Genomic DNA, 23,899 nt, shown 5'->3' on the forward strand with positions numbered 1-23,899 from the left:
AAATCGATTTCTCCAGCGCTCTTCCAAGGTTCGGGCCGCTGCCACGCTGCGCGAACATATCACCGGTGGTGGCGCAAGTGGACGTGGCTGAACATGCCGCGGCCGTGCTGCCCGCGAAGCGCTGGAGCGAGAGAAAGGAGAGCAACTCACACGACGTTTTCCCCTTCTCAGTGCTCGCGCTCGGTGTGAACGGAGTGAACAGGCCCATGGTGGTGAATGGCGCCGAGTTCGTGCAGCTTATGATGCAGACGATGATGTGCAAGCTCCAAGGCAGCTCGCAGCCGCGAGTGCCGCGCTTCGTCAGTCCTGGGAGCGAGCGTATCCATATAGGCGATCGATCCCTCGATTTGTGCAAGAATCGACACCGCGTCCGCAGTGGCAAAGACCGGTTTGTCGCCGACTTTGACATACACCGCACTGGTGTGGGCCGCGATGTCGGCCTCGCGCCCCGCCACACTGCCTCGAACGCGTATTGCGATCCAACAGGACTCGGTGATGCGCAACGCGAGCTGGCCGTTGCACGACAACTCGCTACATCGAACTTCATCGATGACGATGCCATTGCGGATCACCTCCACCCGTGTTGGCGCGACGCTGACCGATTCGATCCGCCAGTCGATTGTGATGGTCCCACCCGAAGGGGGAAGCGCGATCGCGCTCCCGGGGCGACGTCCTTCCACTGTCACCTCAACGAGCGGCCCGACTGTGATGAACGTGTCTCCGCTGCGTATGGCATCCATCCAGTTGCGATACGTGAAATCGCGCCCACCTAGTTGCACATAGGTCCGCGAGCCTCCGAGGAGCGCGGCAGCGTCCATCTTGTCGGAGCCGGCGACCAGTGGCAGATGGTAGCCGATGTTGAGGTAACGGTACCAGTCAGCCAGACCAAATGCGCTGATCTGCGCAGTCCGCGGGTTGAACGACATCATTTCAATGGCATCGACCAGGCCGAGCACGATGTCCGCCGCCCGCTCGGCTTGCGGGTTGGGAGCATGCGGCATCACGACAAGGCCCCCTTGCTGGCGGCAGCGCTCCGCCCAATCGGCCATGGTCGCTTCCAGAGGATCGCCGATCGCAGCCTCGTTGGGTCCGCCGCAAGACAGGGGGTTGATAATCTCGCCTTCGTAGCCGAGAAGCGATATGTGTCCTAGGACTTGCATACGGTTCTCTGTGCCTACGCGAACAAGGAACTCTCCGTCCCCGCCGAAGTGCTTTGCCCCGAGCGTCGTGCGCCCGTCGAAATCGGCCACGTTGGTGAATAACTCGCCCCATTGTGCCGCGAGCAGGTTGACGACGTTGACCCCCTCCGCCTTGCCCTCTAGCAGGGCTGTGTGCGGGCTCAGGAAATGGACGTGAGTATCGGAGCTGACCCAGCCCTGTTCGCGCCAGCGCAGCACCCTGTCCAGCTCGAAGGTGAGTTCCTCCGTGGTCGCGGTGACTTGGACGTTACGGCGCAGGGGCCGCACCTCGAAGCCCCTGCTGATCTCCACAAACACGGGCCCGATCGGCAAGTCCGCCTCGCAGCTGCCATCCACATAGGCGTACTGGTTCAGCCCGTTCGTAAACTCCCCGGCGAAGTCTTCGAATCTTCCGGTATTGACCTTGCGGTGGTGCCCCTTGGGCGGCAGATACTCCCCATCCGCGCCATGCACATGCAGGCGCGCGGCAACACGCACGCCATTGCCCTTCTCTACGATGCGGATTTTGACGGGCCTTGTTGCCGGCGCGATGGGCACCGCCTCCAGCGAGGTGTCTCCTGCGTTCCCGGCAGCTTCCAGCGACCGAAGATCGGCAAGGTGCAAGCGGCCGTCGTCGGAGCGTAGGTACAGCCTTGCGTCGGGATGGGCGGAGTACTCGACGATGACCTCGTCCTCGGAACGCACCGGCTGCACGTCGTGCTTGTCACCGAGCCAGTCCGATCTCGCGTAGTCAAGCACCGCGCGGGCGGAGATCACCGTGCCGAGATCCATGCCGATCTGTTCGCCCCGATGATCGACGTCGAGCTCGCCAAGTTTATTCAGATGCACTCCGGGCGGTAGCCGCATCTTCAGCTTGCGACGAGCCTGGAGGCGCAGGGGATGCTGGGTGAGCCTTGTCGTGGTCACCGCAAAGACAAGAGAAAGTTCTTGCTCCGCTCGCAGGCTTAGCGCGGTGAGCTCCTTCTCCGGATATGCATTTTGGAGCGCATAAAGCCACAAGTTCTCCCCTTGTCGATCCATGCGCCCCGATTCGGTGCGGGTCTCGCCATGGAAGAAGCTCGCGCCCGCCGTTCTGCCGAGTGCGCAGTTTTCGCCGGTGCTTGCGTGCACGATGGGCCCCCGTAATGGCAGCGCCGCGAACGGGCTGGCGCTCCAGGAGATATGGTTCTGCTGGACCGCGAACCGCCGTAGCACCGGCACGTCGACCTCGGTGCTGTCGACGTATCGAAGCACGTATGTCGACACCCGATCGCCTAGCGAATTGCCTTCCACAGGCAGCGTTGCCGGCCCAATCTCCCCGAAGCCTTGAGGGCTTACGGGTGGGCGGTCCGCGACCACTTGCACAAAGAGCACGTAGCTGGCCAATGTGGGCGGCAGCGCGATCACCACAGGAAGCCCCCCGGGACGCAAGGCCAGCACATCCGCTCCGGCGTTGGCGCCGAATAGAAACGGGATGCCTCGATACGTCTGCGGCCCTCGAAGCGAATCGATCCAGCCGGTGTCGCCTGGGCGGCTGCCGAACCCCTCATCGAGTTCCAGGCGACCGGCGTTGAAATATCGCTGCAAGTCGACGGGCGCGAAGTGCGGCGACGATGGCGTTTTCATTCGATGGACTCCAGTTCATGGACGTCGTCGCCCATAAGCGGCCCTGGATGCGATGAGGACTGCTCACGTGTCCCGCTGCTGGCGAAGGCGCTCGTCCCAATCCCATGCTCTTGCCCAGCATCAAGAGATACTCGCCGGTTGACATGCTTTGCGTCTGATAAGGAAGGCTTTGCCTCTGCTGGGTGGCGCAAGCGGCAGGCAGAAGGCGTTCAGTCACCGATGTAGACGCGGCCACGCCTTTTGGCGAAGTGGTAGACCATCACGCTTAAGAGCGCTATCAACGATCCGTAGACAGGAAACATCCAGGCCATGTGCTCGCGTTGCAACCACACAAGAAGATACGGTGAGGTCCCGCCAAACAATGAGACGCCGAGCGCGTAACCGAGTGCTACGCCCGTGGTGCGCACGGCGCGCGGCATCAGGGTGGTAGCGATGAAGTTATAGAGGGCCATGTTGAACCCCACGATGGCTCCGCCGAACACCGTGACAAGGAAGAACGTGGAGATGCCCTTCTCCGAATAAAGCAGCGTCAGGAAAAAGCATGGGATGAGCAGTAGGCGCAGCAGCGTGAACGCACGCGAGGGGCGCACCTTGTCGGCGAAGGCGCCAACAAGGGGGGCGGCCAACATCCAGATCAAGACCATCAGCGTCATAATTCCGTATACAGAGGTGCTATTCTCCTTGAACACCGTGTTCGCCATATTGGGCAGACCGGTGTTCCAGGCATAGTTGGCGATCTGCACCGATCCGATCACCAGGATGACCGCAAGCAGGGATAGCCGCACGCTCCAGAGCGTCTTCCACACACCGCCGGTGGTTTCCTGAATTCGCGACGACTCATCTTGGCGATGCATAACCCGATGGATCAAGGTCTCTGGTACCGACGTGCGCAGATAAATGATCAGTAGGCCCAGCACCCCGCCGACCGCAAAGGGTACGCGCCAGGCCCACTCGCGCATCGCTTCGGGGGCAACCGATGCGCTCACCAGAAACGCAACAAGGCTGGATCCAAGGTTGCCTAGCTGGATGAAAGTGCCACCGATCAGCCCCAGATAACGCCCCTCCTTTCCGGGCGGCGCCAGTTCAATTGCGATTGCGTTGGCGACACCCGCCTCGGCTCCGGTAGCAAGCCCCTGAATAAGGCGCATGATAAGCAGCGCCACAGCCGCCGTGACGCCGATGTCCCGGTACGTCGGCAATAGGGAGATCAGCAGCGAGCAAACCGCCATCGCCGTCACCGAGATCATCATTACTCGCTTGTGGCTAATGCGATCTGCGACTGGGCCAAGCAAGGCCGCTCCCAGTGGCCGCGCGCAGAAGCCCGCCCCGTACACGGCTAGCCCCGCAAGCAGCGAGGTGGTGGGATCATCGGAAGGAAAGAAGTGCGGCGAGAGAAACGCCGCCATCACGCCGTAGACGTTCCAGTCGTACCACTCCAGCGCTACGCCCCCCCCAAGGCCGACGGTCATCCGTCTGTTCGCAATCTGATTATCAAGCTGAACAGATATGGCACTGGGTTGAGCAATAATGTTCATGTGTCCTCGAGCTCAGTCGATGGCGTTAATGATGCCGCGGTCAAGCAAGGACGAGCAGCCGCTCGCTGGCTCTACTGCGCGGAGTGCGGCGCTATCTAAGATAAACGCGACTTGAGCGGGCCGGCTCGTAGCGGTGAAGGCGCAGGCGCCAAGGGGTACGCGGCATGCCGCCGATAAGGCCGTCTTGGTTCGCGATTTCGCAAGTCGTGCGGCCGCACGACCGGCTCTTGCATGACCTTAGTCAAAGAGATCGCGAGCGGCGATTCCGATCTGTGCAGCCGCCCAAGAGCAGACGCCACCGAACGCGCTGCGTACAAAACGCGCGCGAGCCCGTGTCCCATTCCCATGGTTTCCATCCCTCCTGTTGCCAAAGCGCACTCGTGAAGAAGCTGTTGTTCTAGTTGGACGGCGCCGCGCTACTACGCCGTCATCTCGCTGAGAAACATCGCAGTTCTGAAATCGATTTCATAAACGTAGGCGCTCTAGATTCCGGAGTCAAGCGCGGAAAATGCCGCCGCTGAACCTTCCCTCAGTCTGACCAGCAATTTCTTTCTTGAGCAGCCAGAAACTGCTCGAAGCCTGGTCAGTCGGATTGACCATAAAGAAAGCATGTTTTTGCGTAGAAAACGATTTCAGTCTATAGGCTGCCTTTCTGACTTCTTTCAGGAGACACCCTCAATGACCGGCAAGCCCGATCTCATCCTCTCGACCTCTCCCAGGGCCCATGTGCGTGTTGTGACGCTGAACAGGACGTCGAAACGAAACGCCTTAAGCAACGACCTGATCGCACAGCTTGGCGCGAGCTTGCGGCAGGCTGCGCTCAATGAGGATGTTCGTTGCGTCGTCCTTTGCGGGCACGAAGCCTTCTTCTCTGCCGGAGCCGATATTAAGGAGATGCAGCAGCGCGGGTTTGAGGCAATCGACAATCCCGCGCGACGTTCTGCGTGGCGGGACATCGCCAATTTTCCAAAGCCTCTTATCGCCGCGGTTGAGGGAATTTGCTTCGGTGGTGGTCACGAATTGGCCTTGCTCGCCGACATCGCCATAGCAGGCGAAGGAGCGCGGTTTGCACAGCCTGAAATCAACATCGGGATTTTGCCAGGCGACGGCGCAACCCAGCGTCTGACGCGCGTGGCAGGCAAATCTCTGGCCATGCTGATGATACTGACTGGCCAATCCATTTCTGCCCGTGCGGCGATGCAGGCCGGCCTTGTCTCTGAAGTCGTCGAAAGCGGCCAGGCACAGGCGCGAGCGCTCGAGATCGCCGAACTGATCGCCCAAAAGCCGCCGCGTTCGACTGAGCTCGCCAAGGTGGCCGTTCTCGCCGCCTTTCAGACCACCCTGGACGCCGGGCTCGAATTCGAGCGCCAGGCAATTCGATGCGCATTCAACACTGCTGACCAGCAGGAAGGAATGAACGCATTCTTCGAGAAGCGATCGCCAAACTATCGTGGAAATTAGCCGTCGCGATCCCCGGCCTTCGCTGCTGCCGGCGCTCCACATGTGCCGGTACTGGCCCACGATGCACCCGATTAAGCACTCCTTCGGATCGACCAGGCCAACGCTGCGATCTAGAATTCTGTCGTGCCCACCCCTTCGAGCACCAATGTACATTGAACTTGCAGTGGCGCCTGTCAGGGACCATCTCGGCCGGTGCGCCGGACCTTCCTGCGCAAAGGTCAAAGCCCCTCTCGGTCGAAGTGGACCAAAGGTGTGGATTGACTAGGCTAGGTTCTCCGAAACGATTTGGAGCCGTTCAAGCGCGGCGAGAAACTCGCAGAGTGAATGTTGCGGCTTGTACTATTAAGAGAAACATTCTGGTTTGAAGCCGGTATAGGGACGCGGAGCAGAGCATGATCGTAATCGACCAATATTCACTCGGCGCGTTGCCGATAGAGATGTACTTCAACGATACCTTACTTAGCCAAGGGACCGGCTTCGTTTGGATCGACGGCGACAGCTTTTTCTTGATCACGAACTGGCACAACGTGTCTGGACGAAACCCGAACACAGGCAAACACCTATCGCCTACTGCTGCAGAGCCCAACAGGTTGAGGATTTGGTTCAACACTAAAGGCGAGATGGGGAACAAGACCGCAAAGTTCATACCGCTGCGTGCAGACACGGGGGAGCCGGCTTGGTTTGTGCACCCCGAGCACGGAAGGAATGTCGACGTAGTTGCACTTGCGCTAACGGCTTTCGCTGACGTGGAAATGTACCCAATCAACGAGATGGAAAGCGCCAACCTTCAATTAAGCGTTGGCATGGATGTTTACGTGCTGGGGTATCCGTACGGCCTTGCTGGAGCTGGATTGCCCGTTTGGAAGCGCGGAAGCTTCGCGACGGAACCAGGAATCTCGCCTGCCATTCAGCTCCACATGTTTATAGACACGGCCTCGCGCCCGGGGATGTCCGGCTCTCCAGTCATTCGAAGAAGCTGGTCGACGCATCTTTTGGAACAAAATGCAATCGAGATGGGCGCACCCGTCGCCACTCGGTTTGTCGGGGTCTACTCCGGAAGAATGTCCTCCAGCGACCCGCTCGATGCTCAGCTAGGCATTGCTTGGCCGGCGTCTTTGGTCCCGGAGATCGTTTCTGGTCGCAAGCACGACGATACCTAATCCTAAGACTGTCTTGCAGGAGGGGCCGGCGGTACTGCAACAGCGCCAAACGGAAACTAGTCTCGCACCATGACTTTGCTCTTTCGTAGCTTTACCCTGATGCGCTTGCGGAGCCGATTACATACGCCGAGCAAGCCGTCAGCATGAGGCCGAGTGTAGCAGCCGGTTTTGATGTATCGGGCACCGAACACTAGATCGAGATCGCACATTCCGATCACGGCCATGTCCTTCTTTGTGATGAAAAGCTTGTTCTCCTTTGCCGCCGTGGCCAGCGCGGGCAGGCGGTGGCCGAAGTCACGGGAGCTTAGCTGCGCGACTGAATGCGTGAGCCGAAGAAACGATTTCAGGAACAGCTCAATCGTATGGAAGTAGAGAAGTTGGACCGGCATAGATGGGTGTGTTCCACGGAGATTGAGCTTCTCCAGTTCTCGTGCTGCGAGATGGTACGAGCACGCGGTGTTGTAGAGGCTCATTGCCGTCGTGCGGCGCTCTTCGTCCGCAATTTCTTCAGGTGTCCGCTCTTTCTTCACGTCAGGTCTGTCTGTCTATGGCACTTCAAGCAGGATATTTTCGCGCCCACCGTTGGCCGCCGTTCTGTCTAAAGTTCCTGTCAGACAGCTGCCGGGTGACTTCTGCGGCGATGTATTGGGCTCCCATCACAATATGACCAACGGCTACACGCGCGGGCTGCTCCTTAGCGTATCGGTTGGCTACAAACTTTGGATTTGCAGACGTTACTCTGCGCACCCGCGCAGCATCGAAGGCCGGCCATTTTGCCTCGATATCGTCCACGAGGTCGCTTACTCGGTGCCCGTACCCCTCTCTGATCTCTTCCTCATTCAGCCCGGTAGAAGCCACCAACGCCTTCAGCGCGAGTTCTGTAGCAAGCAGTCCACTTTGAACCGCTCCTCTGTGGTCGAAGCCGCCCGTCAAGATCGCTGCGGCGCCGTGGAGATGCAGCCGCGCGAGATTGAGAAACCGTTCCACCAGCTCCATGGAAGCGTAAGAAGAGCGCATCTCCCGAATGCCATATTCAACGTCAAACAGGTCAGCGAACTGATCATGGTAGGCTTCAAATGCGACCGCATCTCGTGCGAGTATCGCCTTTTGAACGTCGGTAAGCTCAACGTGCTCGATTGGAACTATGCGGACTTGTTGTCCATAGGCATGCGGGACGCCGACGCGCGCGAAAACGTCTCGAAACATGAACACGCCAATATGGCCACCAACAGCCAGATCGCGCGCGCAATATAGCCGTGAGAACTGTTCTCGGATGCGGCTTAGGACTTCAGGTGTGCCTTCGCCAAACAAAACGAAGGTGACGTAGCCCAATCGCCGCATCACTTCTCGCGGAACGTTAAAGCTCCGCTGCTTGATGTCCTCGCCGGCTGCGAATAGAGCCGCATCCGCCTCAATGACCAGCGTTAGAAGCTGATCGTCCGAAAGCTCTATTGCGCTCAATGAAAACTCTCTGGGGTTGATTTTCGTTCGGGGCGAAGAGGCCAGCCGCCCCTTGGAGCTGCTGAACCGCTGGTGAGGCCACGCTAGCCGGTCTAGCCATCGCCACTGGGTACGCACGTGGGTACGCACCGCGAGACCGCGCGTCACAAGTTCCTGACAAATTTCGAATTTTTCGCATTAAAGTTCTGGCTGGGGAACCTAGATTCGAACCAAGACAAACAGCGTCAAAACCTGTTACTCGTCCCCATAATCAAGACATGGCAAAAAACTCGGTCGCGTTCTCGCAAAGGATCCTGACCGCCAATCGTTCGGCGTTGCGGGATCGAAAGTAACCGCTCGCAATTTTCTCGTCCAGAACTTCGCCAACCAATTGGCGCGCGCTTTGAATCGCCGCGAACGTCTCCTCAACGTGGAGGCAATCTCCTCCGAGCATCAATCGCGATTCATCCGGCAAGACTTCAATGGCCTCGTGCAGCGCGAGCTTGAAATGAGATGGGCTCAACAGAAAAGACCAACACAAATCTAACCAAACATTTCGGTACACAAACGCCATTCCCAATAAATCCCGGCTCCAGGGATAGGCCAAATGCATCAGCAGAAAGCGGGTCCGAGGATGACGCTCAATCAAGGGCGCAATCCGCAAGGGATGTGAACCGCTTATGATCGCGGTCCCGAGGTGAGTTTGAACGGGTAGATCCGCCTCGGCCGCGAGTTGACAGAACAAATCGACAACAAAGTCGCTGAAAGCCTTGCGCGCTCCAGGGGACGGCGACATTTGCCCCCACGCCTGCCGAGCCAGCTCTTCGTTCGGTTCGTCAAAGCTTAGATCCCGGTCATAGGCGAGCGCGTTCTTGAGCGCAATCTGATTGCGCCCGGCGCATCCGGCTACGAGTTCGCGGATCGCGGCGCAATAATCGTCGAAGGTTTTCACCTCCATGCCGAGACGTCCAAGCAACGTATGTCCGGAATTTCCATTGTGATCGCGAGATTCAGCATGCCAGCCTAAGGCAAATGCGTTGATGCGCAGGACGGCGTCGTATCTTTCGCCAAGGACCGGGCGCGGGTCGAGCAATGGGTCGAGAAAAGGGTCCGTTACGATCCTCTTGATGGCGGCGCGCCCAATGACTTCGATTGGCCATTTCGGATCCTTGTGGCGTAAGCGTACTGAAGCGTCTACCGCCTCCCAGTTTTCACGCGTAATTCCGTTGTCACCAACGCCATAAAGGTCAGCAATTCCACCCACGAGGTTACGGACGAATGCGTTTGAGCCGCTCTTCTCCAAGAATGGCGCAAGGGCCTCCCAAGTGGTCGGCTCAGTTGCGGCAGATATCATACTGCTAGTCGCCTTAGGTTCGGATGGCAGGACATAGTTTGTCCAAGCCGCATAGCTCTGTTGAAACAGTTTCAGCAGGTTTACGTCGCGGCTGAGGGCGACCTCGGGCATGTGATGTTCATGCACGTCGACGACTTCGCACGCATTAACAAACTGGTTAGTTCCATCAGACATTGTCCGTCCCGCACAGTCGTTGTATGGAAGTCGATGAAGCCGCTTCTCCGCCCACGCGATGAGAGCCGGGGCGATGCTCCTATGGCGCCAGATACGACAAAAGACGGGGGTCGCCGCGCAACTGCTGCGAAGGCCCCGAAAGCGCGACGCGGCCGCGATCGAGCACATACGCATGATCCGCTATGCGCATTGCGAGATCGAGGTGTTGCTCGACGATGATGACGGCGATGTCCCTGGCAAGCTCGCTCAAGCGCTCGGTGATCTCCTCGATAACGCCGATCCAGACGCCCTCGGTCGGCTCATCCAGCAACAGCAGCTTTGGCTTTCCCAGCATCGCGCGCGCGATCGCCAGCATCTTGCGCTCGCCGCCGGACAGCGTTCCGGCCGGCTGATCCAGGCGCTGGCCGAGTTTCGGAAACATTCCCATTACCCGATCTACGGCCGATGCATCGCGGTGGAAAACCGATCCGACCGCGAGATTGTCGCGGACCGAGAGGCGCGCAAACACCGAATGCTCCTGCGGCACGTAGCCAATGCCGGCGCGCACCCGCTCGTCGGTCCGGCAACGCTTGATGTCGCGGCCATCGAATTGCACCTCGCCCTTCCAGATCGGCAGCTCGCCGACGATGGCCTTCATGAGCGTGCTTTTTCCGGCGCCGTTGCGACCGAGGATAGCCACACCACCGCGCAAGGGAATGGCGATATTGACGCCAAACAGGACCTGGCCGCGTCTATAGCCAGCGTCGAGATACTTGATATCGAGGAATTCAGGCACGGCGCAGATAAATCTCCTGGACGTTTTTGTTGGCCTGGATTTGGGCAACCGTACCTGACGCCAGGACCTTGCCCTGATCGAGCACCGTCAGGCGGTCGCAAATGTCGCGGATGAAATCCAGGTCGTGTTCGACGATGATAAGCGAGCAATGCTGTTTAATCGGCTGCAGCAATTCGCCGGTGACGCGACGCTCCTCGAGACTCATGCCGCCGGTCGGCTCGTCCAAGAGCAGAAGGCGCGGATGGCCTGCGAGCGCCATCGCGATCTCCAGCCATTGCTGCTGGCCGTGCGATAATGCAGCCGCAGCATCAAAGGCTCGATCGGCAAGGCGGAATTGGGCAAGCATCATCATGACCTTATCGTGCAGTCGTCCTCGAGTACGCGAGAACACCAGATCGAGCAGCGAGGATTGGGCCTGCAGCGCGAGCAGGATGTTGTCGTACAGCGTCAGCGCCGGTAGTACGGAGGTGATCTGGAATTTCAGACTCATACCCGCCCTTGCACGCTCTGTCGGTGTGAACGCGGTGATGTCGGTGTTGGCGAAACTGACCTTTCCTTGTGTCGGTACTTCCGCCCCGGCCAGGCACTTCATCAAGGTGCTTTTGCCGGAGCCGTTCGGTCCGATGAGGCCATGAAACTCGTTTTCGTCAACTGTGAGCGCGGCACCGTCCAGCGCGGTGAGCTTGCCGAAGACCTTGGATATTCCGGCGGCTTCAAGAAGCGGCATTACGTATCTCTTTCGGGCTCGGGCCGAAGGTACCGACACGCTCCCGCTCACCGAGCACCAAGCTGATCAGGCCGAGCGGCCGGAACAGGATGACGAGCAGTAGCAAGACGCCGAGAATGATCGGCCAGATGTCGCGATAGTTGTCGGAGAGCCAGAAACTGAGGCCCTCGACGATTGCGGTGCCGATCACGGCACCAATCAATGTCCCAGAGCCGCCGAACAGGACGTAGAGCACGACCTGGGTCGACATCACGACCCCCAGCATGGTGGTCCAGACGAAGCCCTCATGGAACGCATAAAGGCTTCCGGCAATGCCTGCGATCGCGCCACCTATTGCGAAAATGATTGCCTTCAGGTGTTGAACTTTGTAGCCGAAGAATGCGATGCGCTGTTCGTTCTCCCGCAATCCCGCCAGCGCAAGCCCGAACTGCGAGCGCAACAGAAAGCGCGACGATAGGTAAACCAGTATCAGAATGACCAGCGCCAAGTAATAGAAAGCCGGTCCCTCGCTCAGTGCATACGATCCGATGCTCATCGATTGGATCGAAGGGATTCCGTTCTGACCACCAAGGTAATAAGAACCGCGCGCCAGCCGGTCGGCCGCGTAAGCTCCGGTCATGGTGCCGAGCGAGACGAAGACGATGCTGGAGGCGTGGCGGCCGAGCAGCAGGAAACCGGCCAGCAGCAACGCAGCAACGAAGCCGATCAGAGTACCGAGCGGAATTACGGCAAAGATCGACGCCACGTTGAAATCCCGTGAAAGCAGTGCCACGCCATAGCCGGCCATGCCGAAGAACAACGATTGCCCTAAGCTCAAGATCCCGGCATAGCCCCACACCAAGTCGAACGACAATGCGAAGAGGCACAGAATAAGCACCCGCGTCGCATACACCGTGATGTAGTCCTGCAGCAGCAACGGCGCGACCGCTGCGATGATCAGCACCGCCACTTCAATAACTGGAAGCACCTCTTGGCGGCCGGCGTTTGCAGACGCACTGATAGTGAGGGTCTGCGACGCTTCGATCACGCAGGACGCTGCACGCGTTCCGGTGCTGGTCGACGATACCTGAGACATTCAGCACTCCTTCGGGTCGACCAGGCCGGCGCTACGGGCTACGATCTCGTATTGGCCGCCCTTCGCCACACCGATGTACATGTTCATCTTGCAGTGGCGCTTGCCGGGCACCATCTCCGCCGGCCCGCCCGGACCTTCCTCGATCTTGGCGTGATCCAGGGCAGCAGCTACCGCGACCCGGTCAATCGTGCCAGCTTCCTTTACCGCAGCTTCCCACAGCTTCAGTCCTCGATAAGTGCCAGTGGCGGCGCTGCCTGCCGAGAACCGGAACTTGGCAGGAAACTGTTCGTCGTACGCCGCCTGAATCTTGGCGCTCACCGGGTCCTCGGATGTCAAAGCCTTGTAGTAGTCAAGGCTGCTTGCGAGACCTTCAATCTCATTGGCCTGGTTCATTACAAGTGTGTTCTCGTCATAGTAGACGCAGCCCAGCCGCCCGCCGTTCTTGGAGAAGCCCGCTCCATAGAGCTGCTTGAAGAAAGGGCTGACGCCGGGAGGGACGATGGTGTTGAACACCACGTCCACCTTGTTGGAGATGATGCGGCTCACCGTGGAGGAAAAATCGATCTGGTCGAGCGGATAGTACTCCTCGAAGATCACCTCGCCGCCATTGCTCTCGATCACCTTGCGCGCATAGGCATTGATCGTTTGCGGCCAGATATAGTTGGAGCTCGGCATCGCGAAACGTTTGCCGCCATTCTTGATCAACCAGGGAATGAACTGGTCGCAATTCTGAGCCGGTACCGGCCCGGTGCAGAACAGATTGGGCATGCACTCTTTGCCCTCGTAGCCCTCCGGATAGATGTAGAGCGTCTTGCCACGAGAGATGATGACGTCCTTGATGGCATTGCGCATCGAGCTTGAAATGCCTCCGAGCACCAGGTCGACCTTGTCTCGCTGGATCAACTTGCGGACGTTGCCGACTGCGACCGACTCGTTGGAGGCCGTGTCCTCGATAAGGAGCTCGATCGGACGCCCCAGTAGACCGCCTTTGTCATTGATCTCCTTGACGATCATGCGAGCGACATTAGCGTCGGTATTGCCGGCAAAGCCGAGTGAACCCGTAAGATCAGTGGCGATACCGACTCTGATCGGGCCTTCCGCGGCGTTGGCCCAGGCCGGGCGGATCACCCAGCTGCCCGGGCCGATTGCAATAGCGGCAGAGGCGAAGGCGAAATTGCGAAGAAAACGGCGGCGGCTGAGTTGTTGGCTGGCGTTGATCATCAGTTAAACCCCTCTTCCCGAGACCAGGCCTTGCGGCCGGACCTTAATGAAAATGATGGCGAGCACGAAAACCAGAACGTCGGCGATCACCGGGGACATCAGCCAGGGCAGCGCGGCACTGAACGTGCCGATTGCGCTGGCGCCGGCGACAGGGCCGGCAAAGGACCCGACCCCGCCTACCATCACGGCGACGAACCCTTGAATAAGGAAGCGGATGCCTAGATCGGCGAACAGCGAAAAGACCGGTACGATCAGCGCGCCGGCCAGACCCGCGAGTGCCGCACCAAACGCAAAGGTCACGCTGTAAATCATGCCGGTGGAGATGCCTGAGGCCCGCGCCAGCGACGGGTTCTCCAGCGAGGCGCGGACCCGCAGGCCTAAGGAGGTGTAGGCGATCAGCGCATAGCTGGCGGCCATCACGAGCACGGTCATGACAACGATCACCCAGCGCCAAATGGCGAAATGCAGCGTGCCGATGGTGATGGACCCACCGACCGGCTCCGGCACCGAGAGATATAGGCCGCCAGTCAGGCCGCGCACGATCTCGCGAATAATTAACCCGAGCGCGTAGGTGCCGAGCATGGCGACGATCGGCGCCGCGTAGAACCGTCGCACCACGAGTCTTTCCAATGCGAGCCCGAGCGCGCCGACCGCAATAGGCGCGGCGAGCATGCCTAGCGCGACCGGCAAACCGATGCTGTGCACGAGATAGGTGATGTAGGCACCGAGCAGGACGAACTCGCCCTGTGCGAAGTTGAAGATGCCCATCATGCTGGCAATGATTCCGAGACCGAGCACGACCAGCACCACGATGGCGCCGAAGCTCAAGACTTCGAACGCGGCGATAAACAGCGTATCCATGTCGCTACGTCACATTCCTCGGACTTGCGAGCGCATCCTCCGGTCCAGATTGATCGACGGCGTGAGCTGCGGTTGGCATGCAAAGGGCTGGCGACACGAGGCGCTCCTGAAAGGTTTCATCCCGGCACCTGGAGGTGCGGTCGATGGTGCGTTTCTTAAGATGGCTCGCCGATCGACGTTTTATTCACGATATGCAGGGCGAGTTCGCCTAGCAGGAGCGCAACGCAATCTGAGTAATATGGGGTAATGCGGCATTGGTAAGCGGCATTGTGCTTGCGGTAGCGGAGCTCTCGACGAGCAAGCAACTGTCGCATATCACCTACGTAATGTGCGTGCTGCAAGATGGCTCAGTCATTGAGGTGGTCGACAACGTGCCGATGCTGGAGCAATTGTTGTGCGGGGTGCCTGGCGCGACGCCTGGTCGCCGCAAGGTCGCCGAGCCTGAACTGCTTCATTGTTTGGTGCCCGCGAGCTCAAGCGCAAGCATGTGACCTTCGGGTTGCAGGCGCGCCCGTCCTTGCCCCAAAATGATTGAAAGACAGCGGAAAATGGCCTCCCAGGCTCAGCCTACGACAAGAAAGTTGCAAGGACGTTTCTGAAGACAACACGTTTGTGCTGGCCTCGCCGAACCGCCTACAACAGTCTCGGTGTGGGCACGACGCAGCTCTACGACAAAACCGAGAGCTACAATCATAAGCGCCACAGGGAGTTTGAGCTCAGCAACCGCGAGTTTGCTTTTCGCATAAGGCAACGCTTCCCGAAGTCACTGACGAAGGAGTTCCTGCTCGTAGATCTCGTCAACAACGTCGATCAGCTTGCCGAGGCCTAGGATGAAGTGCTCAAGCGCAGCGGCGGAGCGAGCCGCCGAGTCCGACCAGAAGCGTTTGCGTCGTGCGGTGAGCGCATACGCAAGTGAACGCGCCAAGAAGTTCTTTGAAGGTGCGCTGAGGGGCAACGAACTACATGCGGCTTGATTTCCTCCACAAACATCCGCGTTGGCGGATCTGATTCGGATTGTGGCGGACGGAGGGCATTGCTCCGGCCCTGGTTGAAAAGGACTACTGGATCATGCGCTGCCTTTATGGCTTGACGAACTTGGCTTCACATTTCAGCTGAAAGGCGGGACTCGCTTTCCAAGGGTCACAAGATCATCGCCCCTCTTTCGGAAGACAGCGACATCCTGATCGGACTCCCTGGCCAGGATGTGAACGTCGGCAAGAACCAGACGCCTGGGCAGCCGTCACCGCTTTCGTAGCCGCGTCCACGTTCTTGCTCAACTGCTGCGGCGGCTGAAGCGTTTTTGTTTGGTGTTGTTAGAGATCGTGGCTCACTGCGGAATAACAAAGCGCGAGATGATATGCAGCCCAGACGAGCTTTGGATATCCCAAAGAGTTGCGTCTGTTCTAACGCCGAGAGTGCCACCTCGCTCAGAGATGAGTTCTGTATGACGGGGCGTCCGAAGGCGTCGTTCGGAGCGATCTCTGCTTGCCACTGATGTCTGGATCATGTCTTTCGCGCCCCCACCGAATACATGCCGCCACGCACCTGAACTTCACCATCAAGCTCTAGAAGCCGCAGCCTTTTGCCCCTGATGAGCCGAAAGCAGGATGCTGTTCACGGCGCGGTATGCGAAGACGATGGCCGGACCGATCGTGATGCCTGCTCCGGGATAGATTCCACGCATTGGCGAGGTCATGTCATTGCCGCAAGCATAGAGACCCATGATCGGCCTGCCATTTTCGTCCAGGACCTTGCCGTCAGTATCAGTTGCCAATCCAGTCGCTGTTCCGAGCGTTGCCGGCACGATCGGCAGCGCGACAAATGGGGCGTTTCTGATTGCTCCAAGATTTGGATTTTTCATTCCCACGGCAGGATCGCCCTGCGTGCGGTTGAAAACCGATTCGCCACGTTTGAAAAGCGGATCGCGCCCCTCGGCGGCGTGGGCGTTATGTTCCTCGATCGTCTTTTGAAGCTCAGCAGGGTCTAGCCCCAACCGGTTCGCAAGCTCTTCAATCGTTTTCCCCACCTTGATGTATCCGAGGCGTGCATATTTGTCGATGCTCGAGGTCCAGGGCCAGGGGAGCATATGTCCCATGCCTCTTAAGCGGACGAAGTCGTGGTCGCAGATGAAGTAGAATCGCTTGTCTGCCGGATATCCACCTTTGAAAATTGCCAGGCAGATGTCGTGGTACGAATTGGATTCATTGACGAAGCGCTTGCCATTTGGCCCCACAGCAATGACGCCCGGGCGGCCACGGTCGAGCCAGCCGTACGGGACAATTTGCGAGCAGCTGCCGCTCTTCAGGATCGACACGGGCGTCCAGAAGCCGGCAGAGGCCACATCATTGTCAATTGCAGCTCCGCGCCTGGTCGCAAGCCTAATGCCATCTCCCGTGGCATCGGGATGGGCCAGCGTGTCGTCATGCTGGTGAGGGCCGCTTAGCTCGGCTCTCAATTGCGCGTTATGAGCAAAACCGCCCGTTGCCAGGATCACCGCATGCGAGGCGCACACGCGAACCTCAGAATCGATCAGCTTGACGACTGCCCCCGTGACGCGCCCCTCTTCCAAGATGAGGTCTATAACAGGCGAGGCCGGCCAAATCTCTACGTCGTATTTGCGCAGGCTCGCGAGCAACCGCGCGATCAAGGCATTGCCTCCGCTGAGCTCGGTGCCACGCCTGTAACTTAGGCGGTCCCTTACGTAGCGGCTGAGGCGACGCAAGACATGCTTGAGCGAAGCAAACGATTGGAACGGGTTCAGAAAGCTTCTCACCTCGCCGGACGAGATCATCATCCCGCCGAGCACAACACGAATAGGGTCGCCTATCAGATCAAAATCGCTGCCTAGAAGCCTTCCATCATAGGGTGCAGGGCTGAGCGCCCGGCCCTTGTCAACCCCGCCGACCTGGCTCGAGTGATAATCGGGCACAGACGCCAGCGTGAACTTGACCTCTGTCCCGTTCTCAAGTGCTGTGAGCGCAGTTGGACCGTCCTCAAGATAGGCCTCAACAAAGCCTGCCCGATAATGGATGCCAAGTTCATGCTGCAGGTAGGTCTTTGCTTTCGCAAGCGAGTCATCGATTTCAGCAGACCGCGCGTGGGGCGAACAAGGAACCCAGATCATGCCGTTCGACAGCGCCGTGGTGCCGCCGATTCGCGGAGATTTTTCACATACCGTAACTCGCAATCCGGCCTTTGCCGCATAGAGCGCCGCTGATAGTCCGGCCGCACCGCTACCGACCACGAGTACATCGGTCTCCCAATCATGATCCAGCCTGTTCCCTCGGGGGAATGTGATTGTCTTATCGTTGCCTGATCGGCCGATCGGCTTATCCATTCCAGCCTCGCTGCAAGATTTCCGATGAACGTCAGTGATGTCGCGGGAGCGGGACAGCTTTGAATTCCCCTGCCGCGGCCTTCACCGCCCGTTCGATGGGAATTCTTTCGATGGAGGAGGCGCCAACGAAGCCGATACACTGAGTCGACCGGTAGACCTCGATCGTGTCCTGCGGCTCGGCGATCGCCCCGCCATGACAAAGCAGGATGACATCGGAGCGAACGGTTCGTGCCGCCGTGTTGATGTCGTTAATGCGCCTGATCGCCTCTTGAATTGACTGCCCATCCTCATGGCCCATGAGCCCGCCACGGGTTGCCCCGACATGGGGGACGATGCAGTCGGCACCTGCACTCGTCATGGCTTTGGCGTCTTCGGCGCGTGCGACATAGGCCAGCGAGAAGATGTTCTTCTTGCGGGCAGTCGCAATCATCTCGACCTCTCGCTCGAAGCCGAGCCCAACGCGGCCTCGGCGCTCACGCCATTTTTCACCCATGGTGGAGATGGTCGGATAGTTGATGACGCCGGAGAATCCGGCCGCCCAGAACTTGTCGAGAAGCGCGTCAAGGTCGAGCCGGAGAGGATCCCACGCCTCGACCCCGCCCACGACAGGCACGGAAGAGACGACATTGCGGATTTCGGCCGCAAGCTCGAGCGTGCGCGCGTTGGAATCGCCGATTCGGCTCGTGGGAAGCCCCATAAGGCGCGACAGCCCGGTGCTGTAGACCACCAGCATGTCGGCCCCTCCGAGGACGGCACATTTCGCGACCAGGCCGCAGCTGCTTCCGGCCGCAAGGACCGCTTTTCGTTCTTCGATCTGGCTTGCGATCCTGGACAGGATTTCATTGCGCTCAAACATGCGCATTACAATCAGCCTCCGTGCCCAATTGTTTGAGGATCCAGCTCGCGGCGGCCTCGGCAAATTCGGGATCGTTGATGTGGCAGTTCAGTTCGCGGACCGCGATCTTCGGGGCAAGATTGTCCTTCAGCGCGTCGAGCCAAGCCCTGTCGGCCTCGGGATTGCAAAAAATGCCGCCTTCGCGGTCGTAATCGGAAACGCCATTCGCGGGCCAAAGGACGATGGTAGGCCCCTCTGCTCGCGACAGCCGCTCGGCCGTGAGCCGGCCGATGCTCGCGTTCTCGGAAGGCGTTGTGCGCATGAGCGTTGTGTAGGCCGTATGGGAGTAGAACTGGCGGCCGCGAAATTGATCAGGAATGCTCGAGCGCGGACCAAAATTGACCATATCGACCGCGCCAGGCGCGATCACTTGCGGGATCAATTGCTGCGACGCTGCTTTGAGCCGATCGGGTCCAGCGCTGGCGGCCCCCCCAAAGAGTTCGTCGGCGAGCTCTGTTGTGGTCAGATCAATGACTGCGTCGAATTCACCGGCCGCGATCAGCTGCTCCATTTTGCGCCCGCCGGCCCCGTTGGCAGGAAAGACAATCGCGTCTACCCCGGCCTCGGCAAGGCGCGCCATGCACTGATTTGCCGCGGGCGTCGTTACGCCGAAGGCTGTGATCGCGACAATCTTTCTTTTGTGCGCACCTTGAGGGGGCGCATAGTGCATCGCTGCAATGGCTCGCCCTGCATTCTGCAGCACCCGATCGGTAAAGGCATTGATTCCGAAAAGATCGAGGAGCGTCGGATAGAGGATGATGTCGTTGTGGGTCGCCAATTCTGCGAGCAGGGCTGGCCTTGCGCTGCTGACCAGCAACTTGGGAAAGCCATAAGGCAAATCGGATACGATCTCCCCGAAAGCCGCGCTACCTTTTCCACCTGCAACGCCAACGATCGCACTGATCGCGCCTGATTGCAGGAGGCCACCAACCTTCTTGCGCGTGCTTGCGGCTATCTCTTTCAAGAGTTCGGCAGGCGAAGAGACGCGAGCACTGTCAGCATCCTGTTTGTCCCCGGCAATCAAGTTGGATGTACCGATGTCGATCAGGAGGATCTTGCGGCCGCACGCTTCGATGGTACCTGCAAGGTAAGACGCTTCGGCGCCCTTAGTATCCAGGGTCGCCACGATCGCGACCGCGCCCGCCAGCTCGGACAGGTTACCGTCCCGGATCGACCCCTGGTCGTCCGTGCAATGGTGAGACACGATCTTCCTCCCGGACCATTCTTAACAACAGGTGGTCTAGACCGGGCTGAAACCGCTCATAAGATGAGTAAAAGGGGCAATTGGGTAAGATTGGGTAGAGGCGGTGAAAGCGCTTGCCAGCCACTTGTCAGCCTGCGCTTCTGCTCAAGATCGCGCGGGGCATCCACAGCCAGTCCCGTCGGTGATGACCATGACCGAGATGTTGATGACGATGTGCTGCCGCCGATGGTGATGATCGAGAAGAACCATGATCGATCCGACTACGCCGCTGCCCCATCCTTCAGCGCATGGGCTTTTGTCTGCGGCGTCAAGAATTCGGCGAAGGTATTGGCCACATCCCCCAGCGGTCCGGGATCGACCGCCACCGTGGTGAATGCTGCCCATTGATCCTTTGCCGGCGTCCTCGGTGGAAGCCGGGGTCCGGGACATCGGGGCGCATCGAGGCACTCGGACTTGCGCCGTTCGAAAGTCGCCTTGATTGGCGCGCCAGCAGTCCTCCTCGATTTATGTAAGCGGATCAAGATCCAGACGACATAGAAGTATTTCAAGCGGCCGTTGGCGAGGCCTAGCGCGTTGACGGCCTTTTTTTCGCTATAACAGTCTCTCAGGTAGGAGCGCAGCTTGGGTCCGGGAAAATCTAACTTAGGAGCACCGGCAGATCGGCTCCTGCACGCCGGGCTCGACCGCGTCGCCACTCGCGATGTCGATCATGACGCGAACGCGCGCGTTGTCGACCGTGGCATGACCTCCTGAGGAAAGCGCGCGCTCTGCCGCCAGCCTTGCAAGGCCCCGCAGCACGCATCGCCGCGGGATGGTCCGCCAGCCCCGGCGGGGTCTTGGGGATGTCTTCTTTATGCAGAACGTAGCAACGCGAGTTTCGGCGCGAGGACTTCCCGGCGCTCGACATGATATGCCGCCAACGCAAGGGAACCGCGACGTAACGCTCACCTGCCTACACGCGGATGACGCCGCAAACATGAGGATCACACGAAACCACTCGTCCGCAAGTTCGATCAGTTGCCGCATCACGTCGCGATCCGGCGGGATGATTTGCCGCGCGGCTTGCGATGGCTTCGACGTCCTTGGCGGCCTTGAAGGCGAAAAGATCCTGGTACATTGTGACCGCGCCGATCCGATGACACTGCCGAACGGCTAAAAAATGCCGCTGCTGGATCTCTCCAACAGCGGCTCAAGTTCTAGGGAGAAAGCAGACGACCGGTCTGCCAGCGGATCCTGTCGCATTCGGTAAGAAGTCGGCTAACGTTCGGCGCCACGTTGTCCCGTCGGGCTTCGGTTCTCTTCGGAACTAGCCTGCCAAATATTTCGGCATTGACACGTGTTCGTTGAAAAGGACTTCACCCTTCCCGAATTGCCAACAACAAGTAGTGTAGACGGGCTGAAATCACGTATAAGATCAGTGAAACGTTCAAACGGGTAAGATTGAGTAGAAACGGTGAAGGCGACAGCGATCGGCAAGCTTGTTTCGCACCTTTCGGGTACAGCCAAGGGCGCCTGCATGGAAATCTATGCGCCCTCTTTGCGCAGCCTTCCAGAAGGCTCCAAACTCGTCATGGCAACCTTGCCTGTCATTGACTGGAACGACTGCCTTTCGCGAGACCTGCGCAGTCTCCACAAAGAAGCATCCGCTGATGTCTATGCGGGGCTCGTCATGATCGATCCCTTCTCGTGCTGGGAGGATCTTGCCGATTTGTTGAAAGCTGCCGGGATCACGGGGGTCATAAACTTCCCACCTGCATCCCTCATTGACCGGTCGACGGCAGGCAGGCCGGTTGATACCGGACAGGAGCTCGAACTTCGACGGATGGAATGGTTTGCGAGCCTCGGATTCAAGACATTGTTCACCGCCGGTGATGATTCCCAGATCACAGCGGCAGAGCGGCGACTTGGCTCGCATCTTTTCGGTATCATCCATTTGCCGGAAGAAGCTCTCAACCACGCAATTGGCGATGAGATGGAGCTGGTAAGCTTTAAGGACCAGGCATCGTCGTTGCCGAAGTACACCCTCCTGGAGGGCACCGGTTCGAAGCCTCAGGGACGAAAGACGTGAGGACCGGAAGGACGTGAGGAGCAGTAGCCTATTCCAATATCCGCAGCTTCTTGATCTTGTTGTAGAGGGTTTTTCTTGAAAGCCCCAGCGAGCGGGCGGTCTTTCCGCGGTGAAGCCTGTTGCGTTTCAAACCGTCGATGATCCACTCGCGTTCGGAAAGTGCACTTATGGGCTTAGCGGGTGACGACGCGTTCAAAAGGGGCTTTAGGACATCAGCTGTAATGTGGGTACCTGGCAGCATTACCAGCTGGTTGACGATCTGGCGTAATTCTCTCAAGTTACCCGGCCAATAATGGCCGGCGAGCGCCAGGAATGCAGAATTTTCTATCCCGAGCGTTTGCGCGTTCGAAACTCCCTTCGCCTCCACCGTGAAATGTTGAATGAGCTGCGGAAGGTCCTCCAGCCGGTTTGGCAAAGCGGGTAGTTCTATGTCGAGCCCAGCAAAGAAGGCAAGAAGGCGGGGACATAGAACACTTTCCAAGCTTGCTCCGCGAGCCACCGTTACGGTTGCGATGATCCGGGCGTTTGACCTTACAAGGGATGCGCCGTTCAGCGGCGTGAAGGTACCTGTCTCGAGATAGTCGGCAAGACGCTCTTGCCCATCTCGCGACAGCTGATCGACATGCGTCAGCAAGAGCGCAGAATCGCTTGCGCCTTCCAGGAGCGACAGTTGGCGTCTCCTGTTCTCATCGGCCTCGGCGCCGAACAGCGCACCGATCATATCGATTGCGAGGCCCCGACGACAATGAAACAGCGCCGCGTTCACGTGCTTCCGGTCGCTAAAGGAATGAACGAGGCTTGCTATTCTCCGCTTCCCTGATCCCGCCTCGCCCCAAACGAGCACAGGGTTGGGACTAGCACCAAGGCGTCTTGCGGTCTCCAGGGTGCGCTTCATGACTGAGGACTGTGCGATCACCCCATGTCTGAACCCACTTAACTGAAGCTGGCGCTCCAGGAGATCGACCTTCTCCCGCAACAAGTGAATGGTCTTGAACCCCGACGTCACCTCGAGGACTGACATTTCCAGTGGGACACGGTCGAGCGAAGAGCCGCCGATAAAGCCCTGGACACCCGTTTCGCGACAGATCTCCAAGAGTTCGTCAGGCTTGGTTATTGGCCCGCCGCCAAGCAGGCAGATAGCGTTTCTGTCAATCGATTGAGCCACACGCGCAACGGCGCTGGCACGCGCGGCAAGCTCCGCGAGGCTGATCGATGGGGCAGATCCGGTTTCGATGCTCCGGTTGAGATTGAAGTTGATGCAGATGGCCTCAGTGCCCGCTTCAACCATGCGCCTTGCCTCGGATTGGGTGCGCGTATAGGCGATCGTCATCAGGCCGCGTTTTGCCGCCTTCACCAGGAGCTCGATTTCCCGCTCGTAGCCAAGGCCGCATTTCTCAAGCAGTGACCTCCTGTAGTCATCGATATGGATGACAGATGGGAAGTTGGTGACCCCCGAAAAGCCCCATCTGATGATGCGCTCAAGCCACCGGTCGATATCGAGCTGCGGATCGAAGGTACAGGCTCCAAAAAACACCGGCAATTTCGTGCTAGGCAGGATCTCGGTCCGGCCGAAGCCGGCCACGAATTCATTGCAATTGCGTATTGGAAGAATCGAGGCTGGTGACGATCCGCCCATCGCCCGAAAACGACCAGCATTAAGCGCGAGCACGAAATCTGCGCCCGCGCGTTCGGCCGCTCTTGCGGTCATGCCCGATCCGATTCCCGCTCCCAGCACAAACGAACGGGAGTTCCGGAAGAACTGGCTGATCCCGCCGCCCCTTACCTGGTCCGCCCGCGTGTGCATACCG

The 23,899-nt window shown here is 58.9% G+C and carries 20 protein-coding genes; 5 read left to right on the top strand and 15 right to left on the bottom strand.

Annotated elements, in window-relative coordinates:
* Window positions 1-167: 167 nt before the first annotated feature.
* Window positions 168-2,804, bottom strand: coding sequence for a CehA/McbA family metallohydrolase (locus IVA78_RS02925; RefSeq protein WP_247464195.1), 2,637 nt, complete (start codon window positions 2,802-2,804; stop codon window positions 168-170).
* Between the two features lie 209 nt (window positions 2,805-3,013).
* Window positions 3,014-4,339 (bottom strand): MFS transporter, encoded by a 1,326-nt coding sequence (locus tag IVA78_RS02930; RefSeq protein ID WP_247464200.1) that lies wholly within the window; start codon window positions 4,337-4,339, stop codon window positions 3,014-3,016.
* A gap of 678 nt (window positions 4,340-5,017) precedes the next feature.
* Here IVA78_RS02930 and IVA78_RS02935 point away from each other — a divergent pair.
* The gene (locus tag IVA78_RS02935; RefSeq protein WP_247464203.1) at window positions 5,018-5,800 is read left to right on the top strand and encodes an enoyl-CoA hydratase-related protein; all 783 of its coding nucleotides are present in this window, start codon (window positions 5,018-5,020) and stop codon (window positions 5,798-5,800) included.
* Between the two features lie 392 nt (window positions 5,801-6,192).
* On the top strand, window positions 6,193-6,960 hold the full coding sequence (locus tag IVA78_RS02940) for a trypsin-like peptidase domain-containing protein (RefSeq protein WP_247464206.1): 768 nt from the start codon (window positions 6,193-6,195) through the stop codon (window positions 6,958-6,960).
* A gap of 56 nt (window positions 6,961-7,016) precedes the next feature.
* On the opposite strand, the gene IVA78_RS02945 is transcribed toward IVA78_RS02940, so the two are convergent.
* From IVA78_RS02945 to IVA78_RS02980, 8 genes are all read right to left on the bottom strand, one after another.
* The gene (locus tag IVA78_RS02945) at window positions 7,017-7,490 is read right to left on the bottom strand and encodes a hypothetical protein (RefSeq protein WP_247464208.1); all 474 of its coding nucleotides are present in this window, start codon (window positions 7,488-7,490) and stop codon (window positions 7,017-7,019) included.
* A 25-nt stretch (window positions 7,491-7,515) separates the two neighbouring features.
* Window positions 7,516-8,421 carry a hypothetical protein gene (locus IVA78_RS02950; protein ID WP_247464211.1) on the bottom strand — a complete coding sequence of 302 codons (906 nt, stop codon included), beginning with the start codon at window positions 8,419-8,421 and terminating at the stop codon, window positions 7,516-7,518.
* A 250-nt stretch (window positions 8,422-8,671) separates the two neighbouring features.
* A complete protein-coding gene (locus IVA78_RS02955) occupies window positions 8,672-9,928 on the bottom strand; it encodes an amidohydrolase family protein (RefSeq protein WP_247464214.1) in 1,257 nt (418 codons plus the stop codon).
* 79 nt (window positions 9,929-10,007) lie between these two features.
* Window positions 10,008-10,703, bottom strand: a complete 696-nt coding sequence (locus tag IVA78_RS02960; protein WP_247464216.1) for an ABC transporter ATP-binding protein — start codon at window positions 10,701-10,703, stop codon at window positions 10,008-10,010.
* Window positions 10,696-11,430, bottom strand: coding sequence for an ABC transporter ATP-binding protein (locus IVA78_RS02965; RefSeq protein ID WP_247415516.1), 735 nt, complete (start codon window positions 11,428-11,430; stop codon window positions 10,696-10,698). Before IVA78_RS02965 ends, IVA78_RS02960 begins: the two co-directional genes overlap by 8 nt.
* A complete protein-coding gene (locus IVA78_RS02970) occupies window positions 11,417-12,505 on the bottom strand; it encodes a branched-chain amino acid ABC transporter permease (protein ID WP_247464220.1) in 1,089 nt (362 codons plus the stop codon). Before IVA78_RS02970 ends, IVA78_RS02965 begins: the two co-directional genes overlap by 14 nt.
* Complete coding sequence (locus tag IVA78_RS02975) at window positions 12,506-13,726, bottom strand: substrate-binding protein (RefSeq protein WP_247464222.1); 1,221 nt, start codon at window positions 13,724-13,726, stop codon at window positions 12,506-12,508.
* Window positions 13,727-13,729: 3 nt separating this feature from the next.
* Window positions 13,730-14,587, bottom strand: a complete 858-nt coding sequence (locus tag IVA78_RS02980) for a branched-chain amino acid ABC transporter permease (protein ID WP_247464225.1) — start codon at window positions 14,585-14,587, stop codon at window positions 13,730-13,732.
* Window positions 14,588-14,841: 254 nt separating this feature from the next.
* On the opposite strand from IVA78_RS02980, the gene IVA78_RS02985 reads away from it, so the two are divergent.
* Together IVA78_RS02985 and IVA78_RS02990 are read left to right on the top strand one after the other, a co-directional pair.
* Window positions 14,842-15,078, top strand: coding sequence for a hypothetical protein (locus tag IVA78_RS02985; protein ID WP_247449428.1), 237 nt, complete (start codon window positions 14,842-14,844; stop codon window positions 15,076-15,078).
* A gap of 158 nt (window positions 15,079-15,236) precedes the next feature.
* Window positions 15,237-15,416 (top strand): hypothetical protein, encoded by a 180-nt coding sequence (locus IVA78_RS02990; protein WP_247464227.1) that lies wholly within the window; start codon window positions 15,237-15,239, stop codon window positions 15,414-15,416.
* A gap of 729 nt (window positions 15,417-16,145) precedes the next feature.
* On the opposite strand, the gene IVA78_RS02995 is transcribed toward IVA78_RS02990, so the two are convergent.
* From IVA78_RS02995 to IVA78_RS03010, 4 genes are all read right to left on the bottom strand, one after another.
* Window positions 16,146-17,924, bottom strand: coding sequence for an FAD-dependent oxidoreductase (locus IVA78_RS02995; RefSeq protein ID WP_247464230.1), 1,779 nt, complete (start codon window positions 17,922-17,924; stop codon window positions 16,146-16,148).
* Window positions 17,925-17,955: 31 nt separating this feature from the next.
* Window positions 17,956-18,786 (bottom strand): phosphoenolpyruvate hydrolase family protein, encoded by an 831-nt coding sequence (locus IVA78_RS03000; protein ID WP_247464233.1) that lies wholly within the window; start codon window positions 18,784-18,786, stop codon window positions 17,956-17,958.
* Window positions 18,773-20,023 (bottom strand): Tm-1-like ATP-binding domain-containing protein, encoded by a 1,251-nt coding sequence (locus tag IVA78_RS03005; RefSeq protein WP_247464236.1) that lies wholly within the window; start codon window positions 20,021-20,023, stop codon window positions 18,773-18,775. Before IVA78_RS03005 ends, IVA78_RS03000 begins: the two co-directional genes overlap by 14 nt.
* Window positions 20,024-20,283: 260 nt before the next feature.
* A complete protein-coding gene (locus IVA78_RS03010) occupies window positions 20,284-20,571 on the bottom strand; it encodes a hypothetical protein (protein WP_247464238.1) in 288 nt (95 codons plus the stop codon).
* 905 nt (window positions 20,572-21,476) lie between these two features.
* Here IVA78_RS03010 and IVA78_RS03015 point away from each other — a divergent pair.
* Window positions 21,477-22,091: a hypothetical protein gene (locus IVA78_RS03015; protein WP_247277955.1), complete on the top strand. Its 615-nt coding sequence runs from the start codon at window positions 21,477-21,479 to the stop codon at window positions 22,089-22,091.
* Between the two features lie 28 nt (window positions 22,092-22,119).
* Here IVA78_RS03015 and IVA78_RS03020 read toward each other — a convergent pair whose 3' ends face one another.
* Entirely contained in the window at window positions 22,120-23,895 is a 1,776-nt protein-coding gene (locus IVA78_RS03020; protein ID WP_256468108.1) for a phosphoenolpyruvate hydrolase family protein, read from the bottom strand.
* Between the last annotated feature and the right edge of the window lie 4 nt (window positions 23,896-23,899).

The organism is Bradyrhizobium sp. 137 (genome assembly GCF_023074095.1).
In the GTDB taxonomy this organism is placed as follows: domain Bacteria; phylum Pseudomonadota; class Alphaproteobacteria; order Rhizobiales; family Xanthobacteraceae; genus Bradyrhizobium.

Bases quoted from the DNA above. Each gene is read 5' to 3' on its own strand.
- IVA78_RS02925 (WP_247464195.1), bottom strand. From the start codon at position 2,804: ATGAAAACGCCATCGTCGCCGCACTTCGCGCCCGTCGACTTGCAGCGA.
- IVA78_RS02930 (WP_247464200.1), bottom strand. From the start codon at position 4,339: ATGAACATTATTGCTCAACCCAGTGCCATATCTGTTCAGCTTGATAAT.
- IVA78_RS02935 (WP_247464203.1), top strand. From the start codon at position 5,018: ATGACCGGCAAGCCCGATCTCATCCTCTCGACCTCTCCCAGGGCCCAT.
- IVA78_RS02940 (WP_247464206.1), top strand. From the start codon at position 6,193: ATGATCGTAATCGACCAATATTCACTCGGCGCGTTGCCGATAGAGATG.
- IVA78_RS02955 (WP_247464214.1), bottom strand. From the start codon at position 9,928: ATGTCTGATGGAACTAACCAGTTTGTTAATGCGTGCGAAGTCGTCGAC.
- IVA78_RS02965 (WP_247415516.1), bottom strand. From the start codon at position 11,430: ATGCCGCTTCTTGAAGCCGCCGGAATATCCAAGGTCTTCGGCAAGCTC.
- IVA78_RS02970 (WP_247464220.1), bottom strand. From the start codon at position 12,505: ATGTCTCAGGTATCGTCGACCAGCACCGGAACGCGTGCAGCGTCCTGC.
- IVA78_RS02975 (WP_247464222.1), bottom strand. From the start codon at position 13,726: ATGATCAACGCCAGCCAACAACTCAGCCGCCGCCGTTTTCTTCGCAAT.
- IVA78_RS02980 (WP_247464225.1), bottom strand. From the start codon at position 14,587: ATGGATACGCTGTTTATCGCCGCGTTCGAAGTCTTGAGCTTCGGCGCC.
- IVA78_RS02995 (WP_247464230.1), bottom strand. From the start codon at position 17,924: ATGGATAAGCCGATCGGCCGATCAGGCAACGATAAGACAATCACATTC.
- IVA78_RS03000 (WP_247464233.1), bottom strand. From the start codon at position 18,786: ATGCGCATGTTTGAGCGCAATGAAATCCTGTCCAGGATCGCAAGCCAG.
- IVA78_RS03020 (WP_256468108.1), bottom strand. From the start codon at position 23,895: ATGCACACGCGGGCGGACCAGGTAAGGGGCGGCGGGATCAGCCAGTTC.